This is a genomic window from Cohnella sp. GCM10027633, from assembly GCF_042675445.1.
Lineage (GTDB): Bacteria > Bacillota > Bacilli > Paenibacillales > Paenibacillaceae > Cohnella.
In genome coordinates this window covers 673,927-693,440 of sequence record NZ_JBHTGV010000002.1, presented here as the reverse complement: position 1 = coordinate 693,440, position 19,514 = coordinate 673,927, and the positions used below count along the sequence as shown (strand labels likewise).

Annotated in this window: 16 protein-coding genes; 4 read left to right on the top strand and 12 right to left on the bottom strand. The window is 57.5% G+C overall.

From position 1 onward, the window contains the following. Positions 1-102: 102 nt before the first annotated feature. From ACFQZG_RS07340 to ACFQZG_RS07320, 5 genes are all read right to left on the bottom strand, one after another. Entirely contained in the window at positions 103-921 is an 819-nt protein-coding gene (locus ACFQZG_RS07340; protein WP_378150931.1) for an ABC transporter permease, read from the bottom strand. After that, the gene (locus tag ACFQZG_RS07335) at positions 905-1,831 is read right to left on the bottom strand and encodes an ABC transporter ATP-binding protein (RefSeq protein ID WP_378150929.1); all 927 of its coding nucleotides are present in this window, start codon (positions 1,829-1,831) and stop codon (positions 905-907) included. Before ACFQZG_RS07335 ends, ACFQZG_RS07340 begins: the two co-directional genes overlap by 17 nt. Positions 1,832-1,912: 81 nt before the next feature. Beyond that, entirely contained in the window at positions 1,913-2,056 is a 144-nt protein-coding gene (locus tag ACFQZG_RS07330) for a hypothetical protein (RefSeq protein ID WP_378150927.1), read from the bottom strand. A gap of 116 nt (positions 2,057-2,172) precedes the next feature. Next, positions 2,173-3,324: an LCP family glycopolymer transferase gene (locus tag ACFQZG_RS07325; RefSeq protein WP_378150925.1), complete on the bottom strand. Its 1,152-nt coding sequence runs from the start codon at positions 3,322-3,324 to the stop codon at positions 2,173-2,175. Positions 3,325-3,343: 19 nt separating this feature from the next. Further along, positions 3,344-3,802, bottom strand: a complete 459-nt coding sequence (locus ACFQZG_RS07320) for a PilZ domain-containing protein (protein WP_378150923.1) — start codon at positions 3,800-3,802, stop codon at positions 3,344-3,346. A 266-nt stretch (positions 3,803-4,068) separates the two neighbouring features. Here ACFQZG_RS07320 and ACFQZG_RS07315 point away from each other — a divergent pair, with 266 nt between their 5' ends. Further along, on the top strand, positions 4,069-4,440 hold the full coding sequence (locus tag ACFQZG_RS07315) for a helix-turn-helix domain-containing protein (protein ID WP_378150921.1): 372 nt from the start codon (positions 4,069-4,071) through the stop codon (positions 4,438-4,440). 480 nt (positions 4,441-4,920) lie between these two features. Here the strand turns inward: ACFQZG_RS07315 and gltB are convergent, their stop codons facing one another. Beyond that, positions 4,921-9,528 carry a glutamate synthase large subunit gene (gltB, locus tag ACFQZG_RS07310; protein WP_378150919.1) on the bottom strand — a complete coding sequence of 1,536 codons (4,608 nt, stop codon included), beginning with the start codon at positions 9,526-9,528 and terminating at the stop codon, positions 4,921-4,923. Positions 9,529-9,817: 289 nt separating this feature from the next. Here gltB and ACFQZG_RS07305 point away from each other — a divergent pair, with 289 nt between their 5' ends. Further along, positions 9,818-11,101 (top strand): SGNH/GDSL hydrolase family protein, encoded by a 1,284-nt coding sequence (locus ACFQZG_RS07305; RefSeq protein WP_378150917.1) that lies wholly within the window; start codon positions 9,818-9,820, stop codon positions 11,099-11,101. A gap of 84 nt (positions 11,102-11,185) precedes the next feature. Here ACFQZG_RS07305 and ACFQZG_RS07300 read toward each other — a convergent pair whose 3' ends face one another. The 3 genes from ACFQZG_RS07300 to kapB all read right to left on the bottom strand — a co-directional run bounded on the left by ACFQZG_RS07300 (position 11,186) and on the right by kapB (position 14,169). After that, the gene (locus ACFQZG_RS07300) at positions 11,186-11,374 is read right to left on the bottom strand and encodes a YjfB family protein (protein ID WP_378150915.1); all 189 of its coding nucleotides are present in this window, start codon (positions 11,372-11,374) and stop codon (positions 11,186-11,188) included. A 16-nt stretch (positions 11,375-11,390) separates the two neighbouring features. Further along, positions 11,391-13,577, bottom strand: a complete 2,187-nt coding sequence (locus ACFQZG_RS07295; RefSeq protein WP_378150913.1) for an Ig-like domain-containing protein — start codon at positions 13,575-13,577, stop codon at positions 11,391-11,393. Between the two features lie 211 nt (positions 13,578-13,788). Then, positions 13,789-14,169, bottom strand: coding sequence for a sporulation phosphorelay system protein KapB (kapB, locus tag ACFQZG_RS07290; RefSeq protein ID WP_378150911.1), 381 nt, complete (start codon positions 14,167-14,169; stop codon positions 13,789-13,791). 166 nt (positions 14,170-14,335) lie between these two features. Here kapB and ACFQZG_RS07285 point away from each other — a divergent pair, with 166 nt between their 5' ends. After that, positions 14,336-15,451: an MGDG synthase family glycosyltransferase gene (locus ACFQZG_RS07285; RefSeq protein ID WP_378150909.1), complete on the top strand. Its 1,116-nt coding sequence runs from the start codon at positions 14,336-14,338 to the stop codon at positions 15,449-15,451. Positions 15,452-15,512: 61 nt separating this feature from the next. Beyond that, on the top strand, positions 15,513-16,160 hold the full coding sequence (locus ACFQZG_RS07280; protein WP_378150907.1) for a GntR family transcriptional regulator: 648 nt from the start codon (positions 15,513-15,515) through the stop codon (positions 16,158-16,160). Positions 16,161-16,238: 78 nt separating this feature from the next. Here ACFQZG_RS07280 and ACFQZG_RS07275 read toward each other — a convergent pair whose 3' ends face one another. The 3 genes from ACFQZG_RS07275 to ACFQZG_RS07265 form a co-directional block, all read right to left on the bottom strand. After that, positions 16,239-17,084, bottom strand: a complete 846-nt coding sequence (locus ACFQZG_RS07275; RefSeq protein ID WP_378151595.1) for a carbohydrate ABC transporter permease — start codon at positions 17,082-17,084, stop codon at positions 16,239-16,241. 59 nt (positions 17,085-17,143) lie between these two features. Then, positions 17,144-18,025, bottom strand: a complete 882-nt coding sequence (locus ACFQZG_RS07270) for a carbohydrate ABC transporter permease (protein WP_378150905.1) — start codon at positions 18,023-18,025, stop codon at positions 17,144-17,146. Positions 18,026-18,105: 80 nt separating this feature from the next. Beyond that, entirely contained in the window at positions 18,106-19,407 is a 1,302-nt protein-coding gene (locus ACFQZG_RS07265; protein WP_378150903.1) for an extracellular solute-binding protein, read from the bottom strand. Positions 19,408-19,514 lie beyond the last annotated feature (107 nt).

Sequence of the window (19,514 nt, the reverse complement as noted above, 5' to 3'; positions counted from 1 at the left end):
TTAGATACATTTTGTATTGTTGTCAAGCCTATTGTATGGTTTACGCGTCAAAAAAAGTTGAGCAGCATCGAATGCTGCCCAACCCGTATCAACCTATGATGATTAAGCCGTAATATCCCGCTTCCTGAACACCGTCCACGAAATCAGGTTGAACACGATAAAGTAGGCCGCGAGCACGCCCAGCCCGAATCCGAGCGTCAGCGGCTCGTCGTTGATCGGACCGGTATGCCCGTTCGCGTATTGCGTTAGATCGAGGTGCAGGAACAGCACGTACTTAATCCACGGCTTATCGATCATAAGGAACAAGTTCGTCCACAATTCGGACGTGAACACGATGGAGATCGACAGGCCGATCGCGAGGCCGTTGCTCCGGAGAGCCGATGACAGCATGAACGCGAAGGCGACGATCACGAGCGTACCGATGTACTGCATCCACACGAACTGCCCAAGCTCCGAGAACATGACGCCGGCTCCGGCGTTCTGCTCCAGGATGATCTCGTCGATCTCGTTCGTCGCGCCGAAGAACGCGAGATTGACCGCGTAAGAGAGCAAGAACGCGAGCAACGTCAGCAATACCGAGAATAGCACGACCGCGATGAACTTCGACAATAAGACGCTCGAACGGCTCCATGGCCGGATGAGCAGCAGTTTGATCGTTCCCCAAGAGAACTCGCCTGCCACCGATTCCGCGGCAATGACCACGGAGAAGATCGTAATTAAGAAGAACAAGAGCAACGCGTCGAGCTGCATCGCCTCGAAGCCCGATATCGTCTGACCTTCATCGGCGCTGACGTAGAGTAGCGTCGAGAGCAGAATCGGCAGGAGTACGATGATGCCTAGCATGACCCACGTGCGCACTCTGCGGTAAATCTTCATATTCTCGTTCTGAACGAGCTTCATAAAGTTAGCCAATGGTCTCACTCCCCGTCACTTCGAGGAATTGGTCTTCGAGCGATTTCGTCTTCGAACGAATGCCGTAGACGTTAATTCCCGCTTCTACGAGTCTGCGGTTCGTCGCGGCGATCGCGCCGCGATCCGCGGTAATGGCCAACGCTCCATCCGTCACGCGCGCTTCGAACGAGCCTTCCAGGATGCCGAGCGCGGCATCGGGATGGTCGACTTCGAACAGCACTTCGGTTTCCTTCTGAGCGCCTTCGGAGGCGCCGGGTCCGCGAATGGACCGTACGTCGATGATTTGACCCTTCTGCAGAATCGCCACGCGATCGCACATGAGCTCCATCTCGGATAACAAGTGAGAGGATACGACGATCGCGATTCCTTCGTCCTGGGCAAGCTTGCGTAAGTAATCCCGCAGCTCGCGAATGCCTGCCGGATCTAGACCGTTCGTCGGCTCGTCCAGGACGAGCAGCTTCGGACGATGCATGACCGCCTGCGCGACGCCCAATCGTTGGCGCATTCCCAGGGAATACTTCTTCACCTTGTCGTGAATGCGACCTTGCAAACCGACGAGCTCGATGACCTCTTGAATCCGTTCCGTTGTTACCGCCGGATTCATGCGGGCGTAATGAAGCAGGTTCTGATAGCCGGTCAGGAATTTGTACATCTCCGGATTCTCGACGATCGCCCCGACATGTACGATCGCCTGGGGGAAGGCCGTCTTCACGCTATGGCCTTCGATATGTATGTCTCCGGCTGACATTCCCATCAATCCGACGATCATTCGGATCGTCGTCGTCTTCCCCGAACCGTTCGGACCGAGGAATCCGAACACTTCGCCCGGGAATACCTCGAAGGATACGCGATCGATGATCGTTCGTTTGCCGATGACTTTGCTCACCTTGTCCAAACGAACGACGGGTGCTAGTGACATGAGCTTCCCTCCGCTATTGAATTGAACAGCAACCCCATTATAGCAATGTTGGGTTATCCGAATACAAATTTTAGGTAAACTTTATTTCGACTGTCTCTCGCAGCTGACGCAACACCCTAACGGATGCTGTACTTTATAGAAGCCCGTGCGGAACAGCAAGTTCGCTTGCTCCATCGTTTTCAGTTTATTGCATGCCAAGCAGTAGAACAGTACGGATTGTTCCATTTCGGTCACCCTCCAATTGAATACATTACGTTTCTCATGTATACAGTTTGTAGCATATAAATTAAGATAGGGCAGTTCCCCGCCCCTGTCAAGAAAGATATTTATCGCCTAATGCTTCAAGATGCCTGGAGATGCGCAATAATGCGATTATGAATCGCCTTGCGGTCTTCCGGCCGTACCGTGTAATAATAGATCCCGTTAATCGTCTTGCCTTTGCCGTTCAAATACAGCGTCTCGATGTTCTCGATCGAAGAACGGTAGTCCGACGCCAAATCCAGCATGTCTCCCGAGGTGAGATTCGTGCGCACGTCCTTCGACAACTGCGAGAGAATATGCGGCAGCTTGCCGATCGTCCTGAAGCTGGCTACTTTGTCCACGAGAGAAGACAACACATTGCGTTGACGTTGTGTTCGACCGAAGTCGCCGTGGGGATCATCGTAGCGCATCCGAACGAAACTAAGCGCTTCGTATCCGTTCAAATGCAGCTCGCCTTCCGAGAAGACGTGACCCTCGTATTTGAACGTGAACGGATTATTGACGTCAACGCCGCCGACCGTTTCGACGATGTCGATCATCCCTTCCATGTTCGTCTTCATATAATAGGCGATCGGCACGCCGAACAGACGCTCCACCGCCGCGACCGCGAGCGAAGTTCCCCCGAACGCGTACGAATGGTTGATTTTATCGTAGTACTCGCGCTCCGGAATGAGCACCCTCGTGTCCCGAGGGATCGATAGGGCGAGCACCGATTTCTTCGCGGGTTGCACGGACAGCAGAATCATCGTGTCGCTTCGTCCGCGATCGCCGGCCCGTTCGTCGACGCCGAGCAGCAGGATGCAGAACGGCTCTTGATTGCTTAAGTCCGGATGAAGCAACCGTTCGACGAGCCCGGCATCCAGCTTGACGCTCGAACCGCTTACCGCGTCGCGATAATCGGCGTCCGCCTCACGGTTATCCTTCGGCTCGGAATCGGCGGATTGACCCAGTACGGTCACTTCCGCTGCAGGCACACCCCCGCCTACCGCCGTAGCGGCCGGTTCGGGCGCGTCGCTGACGCCGGCAGCGTCCGCAACCTCGGCACCTTCGTCCGTCTCGATCCGTTCCTGCTCGAATACGGGCTGCGTCCATGCCTTTTCCGGCAAAGGCTCGTACATCGCGTCGATCGTATGCTTGACCGAATACCACAGATAACCTCCGCCGATCATCGCAAGCACGAGAATCGATAGGATGGAGTAGAGTGCGATTTTGAGCAGCTTCTTCCTTGTCATTGCCGGTTCCTGCCTTCCGTTAAGTCGTATAGTCCATTCGCTTGAACGACGGGTCGGCGCTGCGCTCCGCGAGCTTGCGGTACAACGTCTGGATATGCGGGCCGAACGCGTACGTCGCTAGCATATATTCGTTCAACCGATAGCGGAACAGATGGCTTTCATACGCGGATAAGTTCCAGCGGACGCCGTAGAGGAAGTATTCTTCTTCCGCCCTGGCGCGCAGCACGGTCCCTTTCAAGTGAATCGAATAGGTTCCCAGTTGCAGCTTGAACACCCACTCTACGTCGGATCGCGGCGGAATTTGCAGATGCGTTCGGAATAAACAGCCTCCGTAGCTAATATCGTCCAGCAGCACTTTTTGCGTACGGCTTCTGATCTCCTGCTCGCCTACGCGATGCAGGGACAGCTCCCCGTACAGGGGGACGCTCAAGCTGAATCGAACGTGCTCGCGCCTGTTCTGCCGTTCCTCCTGCTCCATCCGTTCACACCCCATTGAGATACGCATTGTATCCAACTAACCCTCCTTACATTACGATACAAATTGTATCATGTCAAGCGTGATAGAAGTCGACTCTATTAGCGCCGAATCGCGAGTATTTCTTTTATTTCCGCACCGTGTATAGAAAAATCGACGAGTGGAAATAGCTATATGATGAGATTTGTTGCGACGTTTTGTCGCAATCAATGAAATTATTCGCCAATAATATTATGATTAAGCTAGTGATCCATCCTGGGAGGGATATAATGAACATCGGCAACCGTATCGCGTTTCTGCGGGAGCAACGCGGTTTGACGCAAGAAGAGCTGGCTACTTCCCTCGGCATCTCTCGGGCGGCGCTATCGCACTACGAGAAGAATCGTAGAGAACCCGATACCGAAACCCTGTCCAAGGTGGCGGATCTATTCCAAGTATCGCTGGACTATTTGGCGGGCAGAACGACCCAGCCGACCACGACGCTGGACTCCGACGTCAGATCTTTCGCGGACGAGCTCGAGCTATCGAATAACGAGCTGCTGGAGAAGTTCGCCTTGACGATCGACGGCCGGAAGCTCACCCCGACCGAAGCGCGCAGATTCATCGCGTTCGTGCGCGCGGAACGGAACATGGGCGAATAAGCGACTACCGCCTTAGATCCATACGACAAAGACAAAAAAAACCTCGAGATCGGATGCTTGCGCGTCCCGTATCTCGAGGTTTTTCGGTCGTCGATGGCTTATGTGAAGGTAAGTGAGTTAGATTTGCCGTCCCGGTTTTTTGAACTCTTCCGGCCACTTGTCCGAGTTGATTCCCAGTTGCGTAAGAATTTTGTGGATATCAATTTCCAATGGTTTCTTAGCCTCCTGCAAATCTTTCTCCATCTTCGCTCCCATACCCTCTCGTATCGAACTCTTTGTCCACCCTCGTCACTACAGTCATTATAGGAGATTCGTAATGCAGAGGGTGTCGAGTAATGTTGTCATGTCACATTTGTTTTATCGGAGCTTTTGTCGAATCCTTCGTTTTTCCCTGATATTGTCTGAAAATGAGTACAAAGTCATAACAAAAACCGACCGCGGAACTAGCGTTCCGCGATCGGTCGGGTTTACATACGAGATTTAGTTGCCGCCTACCCGGGACAAGTCGCGCATGTTCGCTTCGAACGCCGCCAGCAACGCTTGCTCGCCGCTCAGCCCCTGCGCCTCTACCTTGGCGATTTGTTCCATCATCCGCTTGTAGTCTTTCGGGATAACCTTCACGAACTTCGCTGCGTACGACGGCCAATCGGCCAACACGCGGCGACCGAGTTCGCTGTCCGTGTATAGAACGTGGTTGCCGATCATCTCGCGCACTTGCGCGATCTCGGCTTCGTCTTCGAGGTTCTCCAAAGCGACCATCTCGAAGTTGCAACGATTAACGAACTGTCCGTCCCAATCGATGACGTACGCGATGCCGCCGGACATCCCCGCCGCGAAGTTGCGGCCGGTCGCGCCGAGAACGACGACGCGACCTCCCGTCATGTACTCGCAGCCGTGATCGCCCACGCCTTCGACGACGACGTTCACGCCGCTATTACGGACCGCGAACCTCTCGCCCGCGGCGCCGCGGATATAAGCTTCGCCGCTAGTAGCGCCATAGAACGCGGTGTTGCCGATGATGATGTTGTCCTCGGCTTTGAAAGTCGCGTCCTTCGAAGGGAACACGGCGATTTTGCCTCCGGACAACCCTTTGCCGACGTAGTCGTTCGAATCGCCTTCGAGCGTCAGCGTCATACCCTTCGGCATGAAGGCGCCGAAGCTCTGGCCTGCCGTGCCCGTGAAGTGGAAGCGGATCGTATCCGCCGGCAAGCCGTTCTTGCCGTAGCGGTTCGTCAGTTCCGCGCCCACGATCGTTCCTACGACGCGGTTCGTGTTCTTGATCGGGAACGACGCCTCGACCGATTGACCGCGCTCGAGCGCGGGTGCCGCCGCCGCGAGCAGCGACTGCATGTCGAGCGATTCCTCGAGGCCGTGGTTCTGGCTCTTCGCGTTGTAACGGAACGAGCCTTCCGGCAATTCCGGCATATGCAGCAGAGGCGCCAGATCCACGCCCTGCGACTTGTAATGGCTGATCGCCTTCTTCGTGTTCAGGCGGTCTACGCGTCCGACCATCTCTTCGATCGTGCGGAAGCCCAATTGCGCCATGATCTCGCGAAGCTCTTGGGCGATGAACGTCATGAAGTTGACCGCGTGCTGCGGATCGCCCGTGAACTTCTTGCGAAGCTCCGGATTCTGCGTCGCGACGCCGACCGGACAAGTGTCGAGCTGGCACACGCGCATCATGATGCAGCCGAGCACGACGAGCGGAGCGGTCGAGAAGCCGAACTCCTCGGCGCCGAGCAACGCGGCGATCGCCACGTCGCGTCCCGTCATCATCTTGCCGTCGGTCTCGACGACGACACGGTCGCGCAAGTTGTTCAGGATGAGCGTCTGATGCGTCTCGGCTAGGCCGAGCTCCCACGGCAAGCCCGCATGGCGGATCGAGCCGATCGGGGACGCGCCCGTGCCGCCGTCGTAGCCGCTGACGAGAATGACGTCGGCGCGGCCTTTGGCTACGCCCGCCGCGATCGTGCCTACGCCGACCTCGGATACGAGCTTGACGTTAATGCGCGCGCGCGGGTTCGCGTTCTTCAGATCGTGAATGAGCTCCGCCAAGTCCTCGATCGAATAGATATCGTGATGCGGAGGCGGCGAGATGAGACCTACGCCGGGAGTCGTGCCGCGAACTTCCGCGACCCAAGGATACACCTTGCGCCCCATCAGCTGTCCGCCTTCGCCCGGCTTCGCGCCTTGCGCCATCTTGATCTGAATCTCGTCCGCATTGGACAAGTAGTAGCTCGTGACGCCGAAGCGGCCGGATGCGACTTGCTTGATCGCGCTGCGGCGGGAATCGCCGTTCGCGTCCGGAATATACCGCGCCGGGTCTTCGCCGCCTTCGCCGGAGTTGGACTTGCCGCCGATGCGGTTCATCGCGATCGCGAGCGATTCGTGCGCTTCCTTGCTGATCGAGCCGAACGACATCGCGCCCGACTTGAAGCGCTTGAAGATTTGCTCTATCGGCTCGACCTCTTCGATCGGAACCGGCGGCTGGTCGAGGTTGAAGTCGAGCAGCGAGCGAAGCATCTTCACGTCTTCGTACTCGCCTTGGATGAGCGACGAGAACTTCTTGAACGTCTCGTAGTTGCCCGTGCGCGTCGCCATCTGAAGCATATGGACCGTCCGCGGGTTGAACAGATGCTCTTCCCCGTCTTTGCGCCATTGGTAGTCGCCGCCGGAATCAAGTTCGGATTCGGCGCCTTCTTGCGTCGCGTAAGCGCGGTAATGAGCCGTCAATGCATCCTTCGTGATGACGTCGAGGCCGACGCCCTCGATGCGGGACGGCGTCCACGTGAAGTATTGGTCGATGACGTCGGTCGCAAGGCCGATCGCTTCGAAAATTTGCGCGCCGCGGTACGACTGGATCGTGGAGATGCCCATCTTGGACAGTACTTTCACGACGCCTTTGGTGGCGGCTTTAATGAAGTTCTTGACCGCTTTCTCGTGCGAGATGCCGCGAAGCATGCCTTGGCGGATCAAGTCGTCCAGCGTCTCGAACGCGAGGTACGGATTCACCGCGCTCACGCCGTAGCCGAGCAGCAGCGCGAAGTGATGCACTTCCCGCGGCTCGCCGGATTCGAGCAGGATGCTGACCTTCGTCCGCGTCCCTTGGCGAATGAGATGGTGATGCAGCGCCGAGACGGCCAGCAGCGATGGAATCGCCGCGTTGTCCGCGTCCGTTCCTCTGTCGGAGAGGATGAGGATGTTATGTCCGCGCGCCATGACGCGGTCTGCGGATTCGCACAGCAGCTTCAGCGCGTCGCGCAATCCTTGCTCGCCTTCCGCGGGATTGAAGAAGATCGGCAGCGTGATCGACTTGAATCCGGGACGATGCACGTGGCGCAGCTTCGCGAATTCCTCGTTGGACAGAATCGGCGTGTACAGACGAATATGACGGCAGCTTTCCGGCTCCGGATTGAGCAAGTTGCGCTCCGGACCGACGGACGTATAAGTGGAAGTAACGATTTCCTCGCGGATCGCGTCGATCGGCGGGTTCGTCACTTGCGCGAATAATTGCTTGAAGTAATTGAACAGACGCTGCGGCTTCCCGGACAGCACCGCGAGCGGCGCGTCGTAACCCATCGAAGCGAGCGGCTCTACGCCTGCGGCACCCATCGGCTCGATCAGCTTGCGCACGTCCTCGAACGTATAGCCGAACGCTTGCTGGCGTTGCTGCACGGTCGCGTGATCCAACTCGGGCACTTCCGGAGCTTCCGGCAGATCGTCCAGATCTACCAGGTGATCGTTAAGCCATTCCCGGTACGGATGCTCCGTCACGATCGCGCGCTTCACCTCTTCGTCGGAGATGATGCGGCCTTCCTGCGTGTCGACGAGCAGCATGCGTCCCGGACGCAGCCGGTCCTTCAGCACGATGTCCTCCGGCGGAAGCTCGATGACGCCGGCTTCCGAAGCCAGAATCATCAGATCGTCCTTCGTCACGTAGTAACGAGCCGGGCGAAGACCGTTGCGGTCGAGCACCGCGCCGATCTGCACGCCGTCGGTGAAGCCGACGGCCGCGGGGCCGTCCCACGGCTCCATGAGCGTCGCGTGGTATTCGTAGAACGCCTTCTTCTCTTGGTCCATATGCTCGTCGTTCTGCCACGGTTCCGGTACCATCATCATCGCCGCGTGCGCCATCGAGCGTCCGGACAAATACATGAATTCGAACGTGTTGTCGAACATGGCCGTATCGGATCCGTCCGGCGCGATGATCGGCTTGATCTTCTCGAGGTCGTCGCCGAACAGCTCCGTCGCGAACAACGTCTGGCGGGCGTGCATCCAGTTGATATTGCCGCGCAGCGTGTTGATCTCGCCGTTATGAATGAGGTAATTGAACGGATGCGCGCGCTCCCAGCTCGGGAACGTGTTCGTGCTGAACCGGGAGTGCACGAGCGCGAGGCCCGTGACGAGCTCCGGATCGTGAAGCTCCGTATAGAAGTGGCCGACCTGCTCCGTCGTGAGCATGCCCTTGTATACGATCTTCTTGCTCGACAAGCTCGGGAAGTAGAAGCTCTCCGCGCCTTCGATCTTGTCGTTGTAGCGGATCGCGAGCTCTGTCCGCTTGCGGATCACGTACAGCTTGCGCTCGTACGCCATGTCGTCGGTTAGCGCCGCGATGCGGGAGATGAACGCTTGGCGAACGAACGGCTTCACTTTCTTCGAGGAAGTTCCGAGCGTGTCGTCGTTCGTCGGTACCGTCCGCCATCCGAGCAGCGTCAAGCCTTCTTCCGCGATAATGCCCTCGAAGATGCGCTCTTGCTTCGCGCGCGCCGCTTCGTCTTGCGGGAAGAACGTCATCGCCACCGCGTATTGGCCGGCTTCGGGCAACGCGAATCCGAGCTTCGCCGCTTCGCGCCCGAAGAACGCGTGCGGAATTTGCAGAAGAATGCCCGCGCCGTCCCCCGTGTTAGGTTCGCTGCCTTGGCCGCCGCGGTGCTCCATGTTAATGAGCAGCTGCAGCGCCTGTTCGACGATGTCGTGAGACTTTTTTCCTTTAAGATGTGCGACAAAACCCATACCGCAGGCGTCCCGTTCGAATTGCGGATCGTACAGTCCCTGCTTCGTTGGCAATCCGTGATGCATCGCTTTCATACAAAGCAACCTTTCTATATGCAGAGTTTTTTTGATGAAGGTGGATACTTACGGCTTCAATTCCCTAGCGAAATCACCTAGAATAGGATGAGTAGGCATCGTCGATGGACATGGGCCGGAATCGGGTGGGTTTCGCGGAGAAATACGTCGTTTGCTCATAAATATTCAGAAATGATTATGTTATTTTACCACCACCGCGAAAGGTATGGCAATTTAATATTTTTTATTATGCCGATAAAATTCCTAGTGATGTCGGGATTGTTAACGGCCCAGGGGAGGAAAAACGAGTATGAGACGAAATGTCCATGCACTCATTGTTTGTTTTCTTGCATTAATCTTCACATTGCCAACATTTGCGTCCGCAGAAGGGGTTCAGACTGGCGCCGAAGTCGCAAAACCTGACGCGTACAACATCGTTGCCTTAGGCGACTCGATCAGCGTCGGCTACCAGAAGGGCATGACGGAGACATCCGTGCCGTACGGCTACGTCGACCGCGTCTACGAGCAGGCGCTATTCCACGGACGCGCTACGCTGAACAACTTCGCCATTCTCGGCCTGACGACTCCCGGCCTGAACGCGTTGCTGCTAGGCGCCGAGGCCGGCAAGAAGTTGACGGCGGACGACCTGCAAGACTTCTCCGGCTATTCGGATAAACGAATCAAGACGCAAGCCGAGACGGTCGCCGCGATCGCTCCGTCCGTCGCCCCCGCGCTCGCGAATGCGGATCTCGTCGTGTTGACGGTCGGAGGCAATGATTTCAAGGGCATCGTCGGAAACGTATTGCTCGATTCCCCCGGCGTCTCGGCAGATTCGTTGCATAAGCAATTCGATGAGACCATGAATATTTATACAGCGAATTTGGATACGGCCGTCCACCAAATCCATAAGATGGCTCCCGGCGCCCGTATCGTCGTCGCGGATCAATATTTGCCGCTGTGGGAAGAGCATCCGCTGTACGGCGAGCTATCGAAATCCGTGGAGAAGCTGACGGCGGCATTGGAGCAGTACGCGACGAAGGTTGTCGCGGAAGGAATCCCGCTCGCGATCGCCCGCGTCGGGGAGAAGTTCCATAACAACGTCGCGAAGTTCACGTACGTCGACAAGATCATCATCGTCTACGACAATCACCCGAGAACCGCGGGCTACGAAGCGATGGCGCAAGCGTTCGCGGATGTGATCTGGCAGCAATATCTCGTACCTGCGCCGAAGCCAGCCGGCGTTACGTTATCGGTCGTCGTGAACGGCAAAGAGCTGGCTTACAAGCCGATCAACGTTAAGAACACGAACTTCCTGCCGATTCGGGAACTCGCCGGGGCGGTCGACGCGGAATTCAAATGGGATCAACCAACGAAGACCGCTATATTCAAGAAGAACGGCCACCAAGTCACCGTAACGATCGGCGCGAAGACGATGATCGTGGATGGCGTAAGAACGCCGCTCGACACGCCGGCCTTCTTCCACAAAGTCGGCAAGGAAACGAAAACCTATGTACCCATTGCGGCGATAACCAAAGCGCTCGAATTCGAAGTGATTTACCGCCAGACGCTGCAAACCGCATTCATTAACTCCTAACATTCGCCGCTTTGCGCCTTGTCATACGCGTAAGCACAATCGCCTCCGTAGCCACATTATCGTGGCCGCGGAGGCGATTTTAATTTAAACCTTCATATAAGCTTTGATATCCAGATGGTTGCCCAAGTGAGGCTGAACGCTTTGTTGCATGAGCTGTACGAGTTGTTGTCCCTGTTGCTCGATCGAATCCATCGCTTTGGCCAGCACGGCAATGCCGATCTGGTCTTGAACGAGTCCGGCGGGCATCCGCGCGATCGAACTTACGCTGCTCATCCGTAGCGCCTCCTTCTTATTTCGCCGATACGGATACGGTCGCCGTCTTGCCGCCGAAGGCCGCTTTAATGGTGGCCGAGCCTTTGCCGACGAACGTGATCTTGCCTTCCTTGACGGTCGCGACCTTCGCGTTGGACGTCGTCCACGTCGCGCCGTCCGTCGCGTTGACGGACTTGCCGTTCTCGTAGTCGGCGGTCAGCGTCACGCTGCTTGCCGAGCCGATCGGCTGGAGCTTGATCGACTTCTCCGACACGGTCAGCTTCGTAAGCTTCGCCGTCACCGTGTACGGTACTTCCAGCGTCTTGCCTTGAATGGTAGCCGTCAACTTGCCGGTTCCTTCCTTCAAGCCTTTGATCGACGCGCCCTTGATCGTCACGAGATCCGGAACCGAAGCGGCCCACTCGAGACGGGTGCCGATCGATACTTTCTTGCCGCTCTTCGTCGTGGCCGTTACCTTGATCGTCTGCGACTTGTTCAACGTAAGCTGAACGCCGGTCGGCGTAATCAAGAACGAGGTGAACTCCTCTTCGATCGTCACCTTCACCGTTACCGTCTTACTCAAGTACGTGCCGGTCAACGTGACCGACGATGCCTTCAAGCCTTTGATCTTCGGCGCCTTGACGAGCAGGTTGGCGCTCGATGCCTTCCAGACGATCTTATCGGTAATCGTCTCTTCGTCTCCGTTCTCGTAGATCGCGGTCACGGCCGGCAGATCCGCTTCCTTGCCGGTGACCACGCTGATCGCGGAGACGCTCGAGTCGAGCCCCAGCAGCTTGTTGTGTACTTCGATCACGATCGTATCCGATCGGACGCCGGTTATTTCGCCTGCTTCGTTGTATACTTTCGCGGTCAGCGTCGCCGTGCCCGTCTTCAATGCCTTCCACTTGCCGTCGTCCCCGATAGAGACGATCGTAGGGTCCGAGGACGTCCATTCCGCGAGCTTGCCGATGTCCTGCGTAGCGCCCGCCGCCGTCTCGCCCGTTACCGCAGGCATCGCCTCGGAATCGTCGACGAAGACGTCCAACTCATCCTTCGTAATATCGACCTTCGTAATGCTCGGGAAGACGGTAACCGTCTGTTCCTTCGTTAACCCTTTGTACGTAACCGATACTTTGGTGGTACCAACGCTCTTCGGAACGACTTTGATGACCGTGTCGATGCCCGTCCCCGTCTTCACGATCGCGGCGACGAACGAGTCCGCCGTCTTCCACTCGGCCTTATCCGTAATGTCGTCCGCTTCGTCGGTTCCTTTGCTCACCGAGGCGGACAGCTCGACGCCCGCGCCGTACAGCGTGAAGGCGATCGGCTTATTCGGCGTCAGCTTCATCGCTTCGTACAGCGTCCGTACGTGGAACGTCATCGTGTCGGATACGCCGAACCGCTTCACCGTGACGACGGCGCTGCCCGCGCCGACCGCGGTAACGACGCCTTTGTCCACCTTGACGACGTTGCCGTTGCTCGATGTCCATGTCGCGTCGTTCGTTATCGTGATCGGAGTCGCGGATCCGGACTTAGGAACGGCCGTTGCCGTCAACTTCAAGTCGGCGTCTCCTACATTCAGCTCGTGCGGATCGTTTAACGTCTGCGCCGAACCGATGATAACCTCGGAGTAAGGCGACTCGACCGTCAACGCGAGCGTATCGGAACGGCCCTTGTGCTTGGCCGTAATCGTCGCCGTGCCCACGCCGACAAGCGTAATCTCGCCGTCGTCCACCGTCGCGACGGAGCCGTTCGACGTCGACCATAAGGCGTCCTCCGTCACTTCCTTCTCGCTGCCGTTTTCCTCGACGCCCGTAGCGATCAGCTTCAACTCTTCGTCGAGCTGTACGGTCTTGGCGCTACCCGCGTCCGCGCCGCTGCCGGCGAGTTCGAGCTTCACTTCCTTGTATTGATAAACCGCCTTCACTTGCAACGTGTCGGTGAAACCTTGATACTTCGCCGTGATCGTCGCCGAGGAGACCGCGCCGGTAGCCGTTATCACGCCTTTGCTTACCTTCACGGAAGAAGACGAGGACGTCCAGGTCGCCAACGAGGATACATCCTTCTTCGCCGACGTTCCCGACACCGTCGCCCAAGCGACGATCGTGACCGGGTCGCCTTCCACGGTAAGCTCCAGCGGCTGGGATACCGATTCCAGATCAAGGCCGGTCACCGTCTCGTCCGCCGCGCTGACACTGGAGAACGGGACGATCGTTAATGCCAATACAAGAGCTGCTACGCACATGCGCCACATCATGAATGCGGATAACCGCTTGCCGGACCGACTTTTCGCACTTGCTGATGTTAGGTTCATTATCAAGCTGATCCTCCATAGGCAGAAAATTCGTGAAGCCTCTACCTAATAATAACGGCTCGTGCGCCCCGTTCCTGAATACATTCGGCGAAAAAACCGCGCCGATTCCGCATTTCGCGACTTAATACCCATAATCCTTGCGCAACGTTCCGAGCTGCTCGAGGCAGCGAGCCGACCACCGGTTCAGCTTGTCGATCCGCTCCGCCTCTTCTTCGAGCGCGCGCCGGAGCGACTCGCCGTACGCCGGCGGCTCTCCCTTGTAAGGCTCTGCGGTCTGGGCCGGAACCCATACTTTCTCCGTATACGACAGCGCCCTGCGCTCGTGGAAGATCGGCACGTCCGGATCGTACGGATGGTGCAGGTCCCCCTGCGTCGGATGCTTGAGCACGGACAAGATCTTCACCAATACCCGCCTCTCGTCCCGTTCGACGATTTCCCCCACGTATTCCCCCGTTTTATTGCCGACCTTCACGTACTCGCGCATCGCTTCCGTATTTTCCATCGCGTCATCCGCTCCTTTTCTCTCATGTGTACCATTTTACTGGACCCGAGGGCAAAAGAAAAATGGCGAGAATCCGCCGCTTTTCCCCGATATCGACCCTTCCGGACTTGTTCCGAGCCCCGCTAAAGCGTAATATGGTAGTAGGTAAAGTGGGGGATTGTCTCTAATGCGCAAAAAAAGAGTTCTGCTGCTTTCCGAAGGTTTCGGTACCGGCCATACGCAAGCAGCCTACGCGCTCGCCGTCGGTCTGCGTCAACTATCGCCCAAGATTCAGACACGCGTCATCGAACTCGGCACGTTCCTGAATCCGATCATCGGCCCGTTGATCTTATCCGCCTACCGTAAAACCGTAAGTAATCAGCCTAAGCTGGTCGGTAAGCTCTATCGCAGCCAATACCATAAATCGTTGAACCGGGTCAAGCAATTCGCGCTGCACCGGCTGTTCTACAATCACGTGTCGGACGTCGTCCGCCAATTGAAGCCCGATTCCATCGTCTGTACCCATCCGTTTCCGAACGCTGTCGTCAGCCGCTTGAAACGTCTCGGACTAGACGTGCCTTTGTATACGCTCATAACGGATTACGACGCGCATGCGACTTGGACGAACCCCGAGGTGAACGCGTATCTCGTCAGCACGCCTACCGTTCGCAACAAGCTGATCGCCCGCGGCATCCCCGCTTCGAGTATCGAAGTGACCGGCATCCCGGTTCATCCGAACTTCTGGCACCCGCACGACCGCGCCGAGATTCTGAAGCAGTTCCGGTTGAAGGACATGCCGACGGTGCTCATTATGGGCGGCGGTTGGGGCTTGCTGTACGGCGACCACCACGTCGAATATATGGCCAGCCAGGCCGACAAGGTACAGATTATCATCTGCATGGGCAATAACGAGAAGTCCCGGGAGAAGCTGCTCTCCGATCCGCGCTTCCGGCACGAGAACATTCACGTGCTCGGATACACGAAGGAAGTCAGCAAGCTGATGGACGTGTCCGATCTGCTCGTCACGAAGCCGGGCGGGATGACCTGCACGGAGGGAATGGCCAAAGGCATCCCGATGCTGTTCTACGAACCGATTCCGGGACAGGAAGAAGAGAACGCGGACTACTTCGTCAAGCACGGCTTCGGGGAATTAATGACGTCGACCGAGACGGTCGACCGCTGGATGCGGCTCATTCAGGAGCCTTATGCGGCGGATCAGCATCGCGTCGCCTTGCTCGCGCTGCGCAACGCGGAATACCATCCGGCCAAGTGCTCCGAAGCGGTCCTCGCTCTCATGCAGTAAGATAGCGCTTGCAACGGTCCTGGTTTCCCACAACTTCGGCGACCTAGAGAGGACAAGATCGATGGCCTCGTCCGTATTGATTCAAACCGCGTACGCCTATATAAGGAAACAGATTACGACCGGGGAATTCATGCCGGGGACGCTGCTGTCGGAGAACGAGCTGTCCGAGACGCTGGGCATGAGCCGGACGCCTATCCGCGCGGCCATCGCCCAGCTGGAGCACGAAGGCCTTGTCGCGACGCTCAAAAACCGGGGATTGCTCGTCAAAGAATTATCGATTAAAGAAGCGATGGACATTCTGGAGCTGCTGCACGTGTTCCAGACGTATGCCCTGGAGCAGATGGAGAGCTCGGGCGAGCTGCCCGACATGAAGAAGCTGAAGGGATATCTGGACAATCAATACGAGGCGACCGGACAACTCGATTATAGCCGGTACGTCGAGAACGCCTTCGGATTCATGCAGAGCTTCGTCTCGATCACGAACAACCATGCGATGCAGCTGATTCTGAAAGGCTACGTGGACAAGCTTCGGCATTACTCGTACATCAATTATAAAATCACGCCGCATGAGCCTCATTTTTCCGCCAACATAATCAATCAAGCGGTATATGACGCCATGAGCTTGCGCGACTTCGCGAGCGTCCGGGCAGCGTTGAACGCCTTCCGCGAGAAGAGCCGGGAACGGCTGTTGAGGGTCGGAAGCCTGTGAGCACGCATCGCGCATATAACGAAAAACGGCAACCGCCCCTGAGGCGATTGCCGTTTGCTTTTTCATACGCCTTCCCCTCTATCCTTTCACCGAACCCGCCGCGATGCCTTCGACGATCCGGTTGCTCAGCGCCGCGAACGCGAGCAAAACCGGCAGGATGCTGATCATGAGCGTCGCGCCGATCGCGCCCCAATCCGTCGTGTACTGGCCGACGAAGTTCTGCACGCCGACCGTTAGCGTCTTGAGCGAGTCGGTGCCGATGAACGTGTTGACGAAGATGAACTCGTTCCAATTGTAGATCATGTTGATAATCGCCGCGGTCGCGATGACCGACGACGTCATCGGCAGCACGATGCGGAAGAACATCCGGTTCACGCCGCAGCCGTCCACGATCGCGGCCTCTTCGACTTCTTTGGGCAGCGCGTAGTAGAAGCCGAGCAAGATCATGATCGTAACCGGCAGGTTGAATGCCGTATACGTAATGACGAGGCTCGCCTGAGAATCGATCAGTCCCAGCTCCCCGAACAGACTGAAAAGCGGAATAAGGGCGGAATGCACCGGGATCATGAGCCCGACCATGAACAGTCCGAGCACGGGCGCGCGCAGTTTCCACCGCATTCGCGTAATCGCGTAAGTGACGAAGCTGGCGAGCAGAATCGTCAGCGCGACCGAGACGAGCGTAATCCAGACGCTGTTCACGAAGTACCTGTCGATGTTGCCTTGCGACCACACGGCCTCGTAGTTTTCCCAGCGCAATCGCTTCGGCGGCGCGAACGGCGGCAAGTTAAACGCCTCCTGGCTGTTCTTGAGCGAGAACAGCAGCAGCCAGGCGAGCGGCAGCAGCTGCACGACGGCGGCCGCGGAGAGCACGGCGTACAACGCGACGGTGCCGAGCCGACGGCCGAGCGAGCGGGTTTTCCGCATACGCGCTTCTCGGGGGTAATGCAACGGCGTTGCGCTATTCACTCGGATCTCCTCCCTGCTTAGGAATATTGAATCTTATCTTCGGACGCCGTCAGCTTGCGGATAATCCAAGTGGCGGCCAGGCAGACGGCCAGCAGGAAGAACCCGATCGCGCTGCCGTAACCGAAGTCGTACTCCCCGAACGCCTTCTTGTACATATAGGAAGCCATCACTTCGCTCGCCCCGTTCGGACCTCCGTTCGTCATGACGAAGATGAGGTCGAAGTATTTCAACGAACCGACGACGGCCAGCACGATCGTTACTTTGACGACTTCCGCGACGAGCGGCAGCTTCACGCGCAGAGCCGTCTGCAGGGGAGTCGCGCCGTCGATCCGCGCAGCCTCGACCAGCGACTCGGGGATGTTCTTCAACGCCGCGTAATAGACGAGAATATAGAAGCCGGCGTATTGCCACAGAATCGGCAAGAACAGAGAGCCCAACACGAGGGACGGATCCGCGAGCCATTCCGGCGCGTCCTTGACGCCCAGCGAGGCAAGGAAGTCGTTCAGAACTCCCGTCGTCGGGTGATACACTTTCAGCCACAGCTGCGCGATGGCGACCGAGGATAGCAGCATCGGGACGAGATAGATTTTGCGCAGCAGATTGGCGCCGCGAACGTTGCCGGAGAGCACGAGCGCGACGAGCATATAGCCGGCCAGGCTGAGCGCCGACATCGCGGCGAACAGCGCCGAGTGCTTCACGCTGGCCCACAGCTTCCCGTCGCGCAGCAGCTCCGCGTAATTGTCGAATCCGATGAAGGTCTTGGCGCTGACGCCATCCCAAGCCGTCAATCCGTAATAGCCGGTCAGCGCGATCGGTACGTAGACGACGGCCAAGAGAAGCAGCAAGGACGGAAGCACGTAGAGCGCGACGATCCGTTTGTCGGCTAACACTTTATTCATGCGGGTTCTGCCTCCTTAAGCTACCAAGCTTGCGATACGGCGAAGGACGCAGCCGGAACGCGCCACGTCCTTCGTCCTTGCTATTTGCCTGCTTGCAGCGCTTCCTCCTGCTTCTTCGCGAACTCCTCCGGCGTTATCTCCTTGCCGAGCAGCGCCTGCACCAAGTTGTAATGCTCCTGGGCGGCGCCCGGCTTCATCTGAACGTCCAGGTACAGCGTTACTTTCTTCGCGCCGTTCAGCTCGTTGAGCAGATCGATGAACATCTGCGGCAGCTTGATCGCGGCCGTATCGACCTTCGTAGCCGGAATAACGCCCGCGTCGACGACGGAGTGCTCTCCCCACTTCCGGACGAAGAAGCCGACGAACTTCTTCGCTTCTTCCTTATGGGCGGAATTCTCCGAGACGAACAGGCCTACGCCCGGTCCGCCGACGAAGTCGTTCAACTCGCCCTTGCCGCCCGCGACGGTCGGGAACTTGAAGAATCCGATCTTGTCCTTGAACGCTTGCGGCCGATCCGGGTTCGTCGTGTAGTTCGGTACTTCCCACGTCCCCATCGCGTACATGGCGGCCTTCTCGTTCTCGAACTCGGCCTTGGCTTCGTCGTTGGACAAGCCGTTGAAGCCCTTAATGAACGCCTTCATGTCGACGAGCTCCTGCATCGCCTTAGCGGCGTCGATCAGCGCCGGATCGGTGAACGCGTTGCCGGCGACCGATTGGTCCAGCAGATCCGCGCCGCCGAACCGATCGGCCAAGTACATGTACCAGAAGGAAGCCGTCCAAGCGTCCTTGCCGCCCATCGTGATCGGCGTGACGCCGTTCTCGTTCAGCTTGCCGATGACGTTCTTCAGATCGTCCAACGTCTGCGGAGGCTGAAGACCGTACTTGGCGAAAATCTCTTTGTTATAGTAGACGGGCACGATGTTGAGCTCGAGCGGGAGCGCGTAGCTCTTGCCGCCGGACGCGTACGCTTCCGTCGTCCCCGCGACGAATTTGTCCTTCAGTTCGCCTTGGAGCAGGTCGTCAACCGTCGCGAACTTATTGCCTTTCACGTAAGGCTCCATGTAGCCGGCCGCCCACGTAAGCCCGATATCCGGCAGCTTGTTGGACGCGGACAGCACCTGCATCTTGTCCTTGTACTGCTCGTTCTCCAGCACCTCGGTCGCGATCGTGACGTTCGGCTCCATCGCCTTGTATTCCTCGATGATCTGCTTCACGAGTTTGTTCTGCTGCGCGGCGGTGCCTTCCGGCCATAAGTGCATCAAGTTAAGCGTGATCTTCTCCCCGGACTTGCCGCCAGCGTCGTCGTTGTCGTTGCCGCATGCCGTCAGCGCGGCAACGATCGCGAGCGACAACGCGCCCGCCGTTAACGCCTTCGTCTTCATGGACCGAATTCCCCCTAGACCGAATATGAAGGATACATGAATGCGCTTTCCTTCTGGAATTAAGTGTAGCATCGCCCCGGGAACGGGATAAGGGCACGGCGATTGGC